Annotated in this window: 9 protein-coding genes; 5 read left to right on the top strand and 4 right to left on the bottom strand. The window is 42.3% G+C overall.

Features of this window, described 5'->3' with window-relative positions:
- Nucleotides 1-305: FAD-dependent oxidoreductase (locus FTU45_RS14815; protein WP_180076304.1), on the top strand; the 305-nt coding region annotated here is incomplete at its 5' end.
- Nucleotides 306-570: 265 nt separating this feature from the next.
- Here the strand turns inward: FTU45_RS14815 and FTU45_RS14810 are convergent.
- The 3 genes from FTU45_RS14810 to FTU45_RS14800 form a co-directional block, all read right to left on the bottom strand.
- Nucleotides 571-825, bottom strand: coding sequence for a YfhL family 4Fe-4S dicluster ferredoxin (locus FTU45_RS14810; protein ID WP_005097495.1), 255 nt, complete (start codon nt 823-825; stop codon nt 571-573).
- A gap of 2 nt (nt 826-827) precedes the next feature.
- Nucleotides 828-2,237, bottom strand: coding sequence for a tRNA 5-hydroxyuridine modification protein YegQ (gene yegQ, locus FTU45_RS14805; RefSeq protein ID WP_005097493.1), 1,410 nt, complete (start codon nt 2,235-2,237; stop codon nt 828-830).
- Nucleotides 2,238-2,368: 131 nt separating this feature from the next.
- A complete protein-coding gene (locus FTU45_RS14800) occupies nt 2,369-2,779 on the bottom strand; it encodes a Cd(II)/Pb(II)-responsive transcriptional regulator (RefSeq protein ID WP_180076662.1) in 411 nt (136 codons plus the stop codon).
- Between the two features lie 85 nt (nt 2,780-2,864).
- On the opposite strand from FTU45_RS14800, the gene FTU45_RS14795 reads away from it, so the two are divergent.
- The 3 genes from FTU45_RS14795 (at nt 2,865) to FTU45_RS14785 (ending at nt 4,122) form a co-directional block, all read left to right on the top strand.
- A complete protein-coding gene (locus FTU45_RS14795; protein WP_180076661.1) occupies nt 2,865-3,488 on the top strand; it encodes a cation transporter in 624 nt (207 codons plus the stop codon).
- A gap of 187 nt (nt 3,489-3,675) precedes the next feature.
- Complete coding sequence (locus FTU45_RS14790; protein WP_005097487.1) at nt 3,676-3,927, top strand: hypothetical protein; 252 nt, start codon at nt 3,676-3,678, stop codon at nt 3,925-3,927.
- Nucleotides 3,928-3,945: 18 nt separating this feature from the next.
- Nucleotides 3,946-4,122: a hypothetical protein gene (locus tag FTU45_RS14785; RefSeq protein ID WP_005097486.1), complete on the top strand. Its 177-nt coding sequence runs from the start codon at nt 3,946-3,948 to the stop codon at nt 4,120-4,122.
- Nucleotides 4,123-4,199: 77 nt separating this feature from the next.
- Here the strand turns inward: FTU45_RS14785 and FTU45_RS14780 are convergent, their stop codons facing one another.
- A complete protein-coding gene (locus FTU45_RS14780) occupies nt 4,200-4,979 on the bottom strand; it encodes a ferredoxin--NADP reductase (RefSeq protein ID WP_005097483.1) in 780 nt (259 codons plus the stop codon).
- Between the two features lie 105 nt (nt 4,980-5,084).
- On the opposite strand from FTU45_RS14780, the gene tsaA reads away from it, so the two are divergent.
- A complete protein-coding gene (gene tsaA / locus FTU45_RS14775) occupies nt 5,085-5,804 on the top strand; it encodes a tRNA (N6-threonylcarbamoyladenosine(37)-N6)-methyltransferase TrmO (protein WP_180076663.1) in 720 nt (239 codons plus the stop codon).
- Nucleotides 5,805-6,053 lie beyond the last annotated feature (249 nt).

Below are 6,053 nucleotides of genomic sequence, written 5' to 3'. Positions count from 1 at the left end.
GTTCACAGGTAACTGCACTGAAATACAAAGACCGTGCGACCGATGAAGAACATACGGTTGAACTTGCAGGAATCTTCGTACAGATTGGTTTGTTGCCGAATACCGATTTCTTAAAAGCAACAGCGGTTGAATTGTCAAATCGTGGTGAGATCCTGATTAACGAACGCAACGAAACCAATGTGAAAGGTGTATTTGCAGCAGGTGACTGTACTACTGTTCCGTATAAGCAGATCATCATTGCCACAGGTGAAGGCGCGAAAGCATCACTGTCTGCATTTGATTATATCATCCGTTCAGGTCAGTAAAAAATAACACCAAGGTTCCCCAAAACCTTGGTGTTCGATCTCGATTATCTTTGTTATACCTTTTTATAGGAACTCCGGACGCTAACACCAGAGTTCCTTTTTTTATTGTTATATTTGCTTCCTTTTTTAGATCAGCCAGAAGCATCCCCAATTGCTTCTGGCTGTTTCTTTCCTCTGTACTGTTTTTGTTCTGACTCTTATTATTCAGCCTTCCCCAAGGTTGTCTTTATTCAATGCAATATTTATTCCAATGTTTGATCAGTACTTAAGACTGGAACAAATTCAAGACTTTAAATTTTTCTAACAGTTGCTCTTGCGTCTCTACATGCTCAGGATGCGGCACAATGCACTCAATTGGGCATACATCTACACAGGTTTGGCGCTCATAAAAGCCGACACATTCCGTACAACGGTTCACATCAATCTCATAGACTTTCGCACCCTCATAAATCGCATCATTTGGACATTCTGCTAAACACATATCGCAATTGATGCATTTGTCGGTAATCAGCAGCGCCATGTTTAACTCCCCTGATAAGCCAGTGACGATGCCGAAATATCTATAGTCGATGTCGGCAGATTGCGGATGAGCAGTGCATATTGCATATCTACATCTGCTGGAACCGGAATCTCGACGATATGACCTGAGCCTTTAGCCTCAGAAATCAGATTGCCTTTTTTGTCTTTCATTTCGGTTAAAACAAAGCTGATATTGCCTTGAGTCGTCATCAGCTCTAAGGAATCACCCACGACAAAACGGTTTTTTACATCAATTTTGATGGAGTTACCGTTACGTTCTAAGACTTCACCGCAGAACTGTTGATGGTCAAAACTTGAAGAGCCATTTTCATAATTGTGATATTCACTGTGCACATGACGGCGCAGGAAACCTTCGGTATACCCACGATTGGCCAGACCTTCTAATTGCGTCATCAATGCTGGGTCAAATGGTTGGCCCGCAAGCGCATCATCAATGGCCTTACGATAGATTTGTGCGGTACGGGCACAGTAAAAATAGGATTTGGTCCGGCCTTCAATCTTCAAGGAATGTACCCCGACCTTGATCAGACGATCGACATGTTGTACCGCACGTAAGTCTTTAGAATTCATGAAATAAGTGCCATGTTCATCTTCTTCGGCAGCAAACATGTCTTCATCATTACGTTGTAATAATACCGGTTCATCAAATTGATGCTGTGCTTGCATATGTGCTTCGTCGGCATCTTGAGAGCAGCAGCCTGAATCCAGATTTTTCACTGGAATCACATCACCAGTTTCATCTTCCTTCGCATCCAGAACTTTGTATTCCCAGCGGCAGGCATTGGTACACGCACCCTGATTGGCATCACGTTTATTCATATAACCAGACAGCATGCAACGGCCGGAATAAGCCATGCACAGCGCACCATGTACGAAAACCTCAATCTCCATATCCGGTACTTGCTGTTTAATCTCAGCAATTTCTTCAATCGATAATTCACGTGACAGAATCACGCGCGTGAGTCCCATATTTTTCCAGAATTTTACCGTTGCCCAATTCACTGCATTGGCTTGCACAGACAGATGAATATCCATTTCTGGAAAATGTTCACGCACCATCATGATCAGGCCCGGATCAGACATGATCAGCGCATCCGGCTGCATCGCCACTACAGGTTCCAGATCACGAATAAAATTTTTCAGTTTGGAATTATGCGGCTGGATATTGACGACCACATAGAACTTTTTACCTAGCTCATGGGCTTCTTGAATGCCAATCGCCAGATTGTCATGATCAAATTCATTATTACGAACGCGCAAACTATAACGCGGCTGACCTGCATAGACTGCATCTGCACCATAGGCGAAGGCATAGCGCATATTTTTCAGTGAGCCGGCAGGTGAGAGGAGTTCAGTAACGGTCGTCAGGCTCATGATGGAATCGAAAGACATATAAAAAGTACGGCTTTATTCTAACCATCTAAAATTTGGATTCAACCCAGTAAATTACTCGGAAATAAGCCATTTAGAATAAAAAGAATGTTTTATTTTGAGTGAAATGAAGCACTAAAATTATTCAATATTCAATTATTTTCAGTCTGTTCGAGCATTTTTAAAATCTGGCAATGATCAATGGTGGTCGGGATATTACAACTTTTGCGAAGTGCAATCAGCTGTTGTTCGAATAGCTGTAATTCCCTAATTTTTCTGGAGATATCCTCTAAATGCTGGTCAATGAGCTGATTCACTGCACCGCATTCCTGCTGCGGATTCTGTTCGAGTTTAATCAGGGCTTCAATCTCTTTTAAGGACATGTCCAAAGCACGACAGCGTTTGATAAAAAGCAGCCTTTTCAGGGCTTCTTCACCATAATAACGATAGCGATTACTTGCTCGAAAATTCGGCTGTATCAAGCCTTTCTTCTCATAAAAGCGAATGCTATCTGTGCTTAAAGCAGTCTTTTTGGCTATTTCTGAAATTAAATACACTGACATTGCTCGCTCCTGCTTGACCTTGGAGTTAGTCCATAGTTTCTAATTATTTTAACTCATTTTTTGCACGAAAGTATGGAAGATCAACATGGCCTGTAGCTGTAGTCATGAACCTGCTCCATCCAAACCTGACAGTAAGTTTAGAACGGCGTTATGGATTGCCTTGGTGGTGAACCTGACTTTATTTGTGGTGGAACTGATTGGTGGGGCCTATGCACATTCATCGGCTTTGTGGGCAGATGCCTTGGACTTCTTTGGTGATGCCGTCAATTATGGCGTCTCTTTGGCGGTCATCGGTGCAAGTCTGTACTGGCGCGCAACAGTCGCCTTGCTCAAGGGAATGACCATGGCCTTATTTGGCTTGGTGGTCATCGGTAAAGTCATTTATGCCTATCTGCAAGGCATTCCGCCAGAGGCACTGACCATGGGCTTGATTGGTGTGCTGGCATTGCTGGCAAATGTATTTACGGCAGTCATTCTCTATGCCTTCCGTGAAGGTGATTCCAATATGCGGTCAGTCTGGCTGTGTAGCCGAAATGATGCCATTGGCAATGCCGCCGTGATTCTGGCAGCAGTCGGGGTTTTTGGTACAGGCAGTCTGTGGCCAGATATAATAGTGGCGATGATTATGGCGAGTCTTGGTTTAACTGCGGGTTATCAGATTGTGAAGCAGGCACTGGCAGAACGGGCATTAGGACATGAGTCGGCCTGATTCTGAATATTTAAGTTTAATCATAAAGAAGCTGCTTAACGGGCAGCTTTTTTATGGCCTGGATATTTTAAATAGATGAAAAATAAAGCTTTACAAATCCACTAATTTTAGAAAGAATCATCCGCGAAATTTATAGAATAGCAATATAACTTAACCATTTAATTTTTATTGTTTTTGAGGGGGGACAATGAACTTCATAAAACTACTTTCACTTGCGGCCATGGTGCTGATGACGGGCTGTAGCTCTATGGTCATCACTTATGATGCCACCGGTCAGGTGATTGGATCATGTAAAGCAACCCGCGGTCTGCTTTCAACTGCAAGTGCCCATTGTGGTGGTTCAGGTAATGCGATGGGTGTGAATTACAATAGCGTGGATGCCAAGACGGGTTTGTTGCCAGCACTGCCAAGTCAAAACCAGATTAATTTAAAGCCATAAAGAATACAGGGGAATATCATGAAATTATCAGCACTTATTGCACTGGCACTGGTATTAACAGGCTGTGCATCGACAGTGACTACATTTGACTCGCATGGCCGTATGATCGGTTCATGTAAGGCAGAAAGCGGTTTTATCATTGGTGGTGGCGCAGGCTGTTCAGGTTCTGCCAATCAGGAAGGTCGTGATCGTTAATTTTTTAACTCCGATTCAAATAAAAAACCGAAGCTTCAAGCTTCGGTTTTTTAATTCTGATCATCTAAAATCAGATTTTATTTTTCCACGAATGCACGTTCAATCACGTAATCGCCTAGAACACCCATTTTAGGTGACTCTTTTAGACCGTGTTGGTCTAGAAGTGCAGCCACATCGTCGAGGAAGGCCGGGCTACCACACAGCATAGCGCGATCCGTTTCCGGGTTAAAACGTGGCAGACCAATTTTTTCAAACAGTTCGCCGGTTTCAATTGCAGTCGTAACGCGACCTTGGTTCGGATATTCTTCACGGGTTACGGTTGGGTAGTATACCAATTTTTCTTTCGCGCCGAGTTCAGAGAAGAATTCGTGATTTGGTACTTCATTCAAAATTAAATCTTGATAAGCCAGTTCAGAAATGAAACGGGTACCATGCACGATAATGATTTTTTCAAAACGTTCATAAGTTTCAGGATCACGGATGGTCGCCAAGAATGGTGCAAGGCCAGTGCCTGAAGACAGAAGATACAAGTTTTTGCCTGGGTTCAGGTCATCTAGCACCAAAGTACCTGTCGGTTTTTTAGAAATCAGGATGTCATCGCCGACTTTTACTTTTTGTAGAATGGAAGTCAGTGGGCCATCCGGCACTTTAATTGAGAAAAACTCTAACTCTTCTTCGTAGTTGGCACTTGCAATTGAATATGCACGCATTAAGGGCTTGCCATTGACTTCAAGGCCGATCATTACAAACTGACCGTTTTTAAAACGTAAAGCAGTGTCACGAGTCGTTTTAAAAGAGAATAAAGTATCATTCCAGTGGTGGACGTGAGTAATCTTTTCGACGTTAAAAGCAGCCATTAAAGGTCTCAATAAGTTATCAAATTAGAACAACTTGCTATTCTAAACTAAATCCATTCTCTATAAACTGAATATATTTAATTGAGCTTATCAAAAAAAGTGATGATGACTGAAATTAAGTTGCCGATTATTGGTTATATGCAATCACCCTATAAAGAAAAATTTGGTATTCCACGGCAGCCCAATCTGGTGCAGGTCGAAAGTTATATCGAAATGGTCGGCCCCTATAATGATTTGCTGGCATTTGAAGGAATTGAGGCTTTTAGTCATCTCTGGCTGATCTGGCAGTTTCATGATAATAAATATCAGGAGAATGCGAAATTCCGTCCGCAAGTACGCCCACCACGTTTGGGCGGCAATCAGAAGATTGGCGTCTTTGCGACACGGAGCATGTATCGTCCAGCGCCGATTGGCTTGTCAGTCGTTCAACTCAAAGAAGTCAAGAAGGTCGGCAAGAATGTACGTGTGTATCTAAATGGAAGTGATTTACTGGATGGAACGCCGATTGTCGATATCAAGCCCTATATTCAGTATTCAGATGCCGTGATTGAGGCACAAAGTGGTTATGCACAGGATGAGCCACAACGTAAATCGGTAATTTGGACAGAAGAGGCGGAGCAGCAAAAACAGCAGTTCATGAATAAGGGAAAAGTTTCTCCACAAATACTGCAAGAACTCGAAGAAGTTCTCTCTTTAGATCCGAGACCTGCTTATCAGGATGATGAGGAACGGGTTTATGGAATGAAGTTTGCGGATTTAGATGTGAGATTTTTGGTAACAGAGTTATCTGTTTATATATCAGAAATAGAATATATTGAATTGTGATTGAAGAAACTAAGATAAGCGTATCTTATATACGCTTATCTCTAGTCATATTTTTACTTCAATTTACGATATTTATCAATTTCTTGACTAGCAGTAGAGTTGAAAACAGTACATTCTTTTTGGGCTTTGTTGCATAAAGGTTTGAAAGGCTGAGTTCCCTTAAGCTACTCAAATTTAAGAGACAACTTGGGTATGAGGGCGACCTAATTCTGTGAATTTATTCAAGACTGCCATGCGTGCATGGATCTC

The sequence above is a fragment of the Acinetobacter sp. YH12106 genome, assembly GCF_013418995.1.
Classification (GTDB): Bacteria; Pseudomonadota; Gammaproteobacteria; order Pseudomonadales; family Moraxellaceae; genus Acinetobacter; species Acinetobacter pseudolwoffii.
The sequence above is the reverse complement of the archived record's forward strand: the minus strand, read 5'-3'. Positions and strand labels throughout refer to the sequence as shown.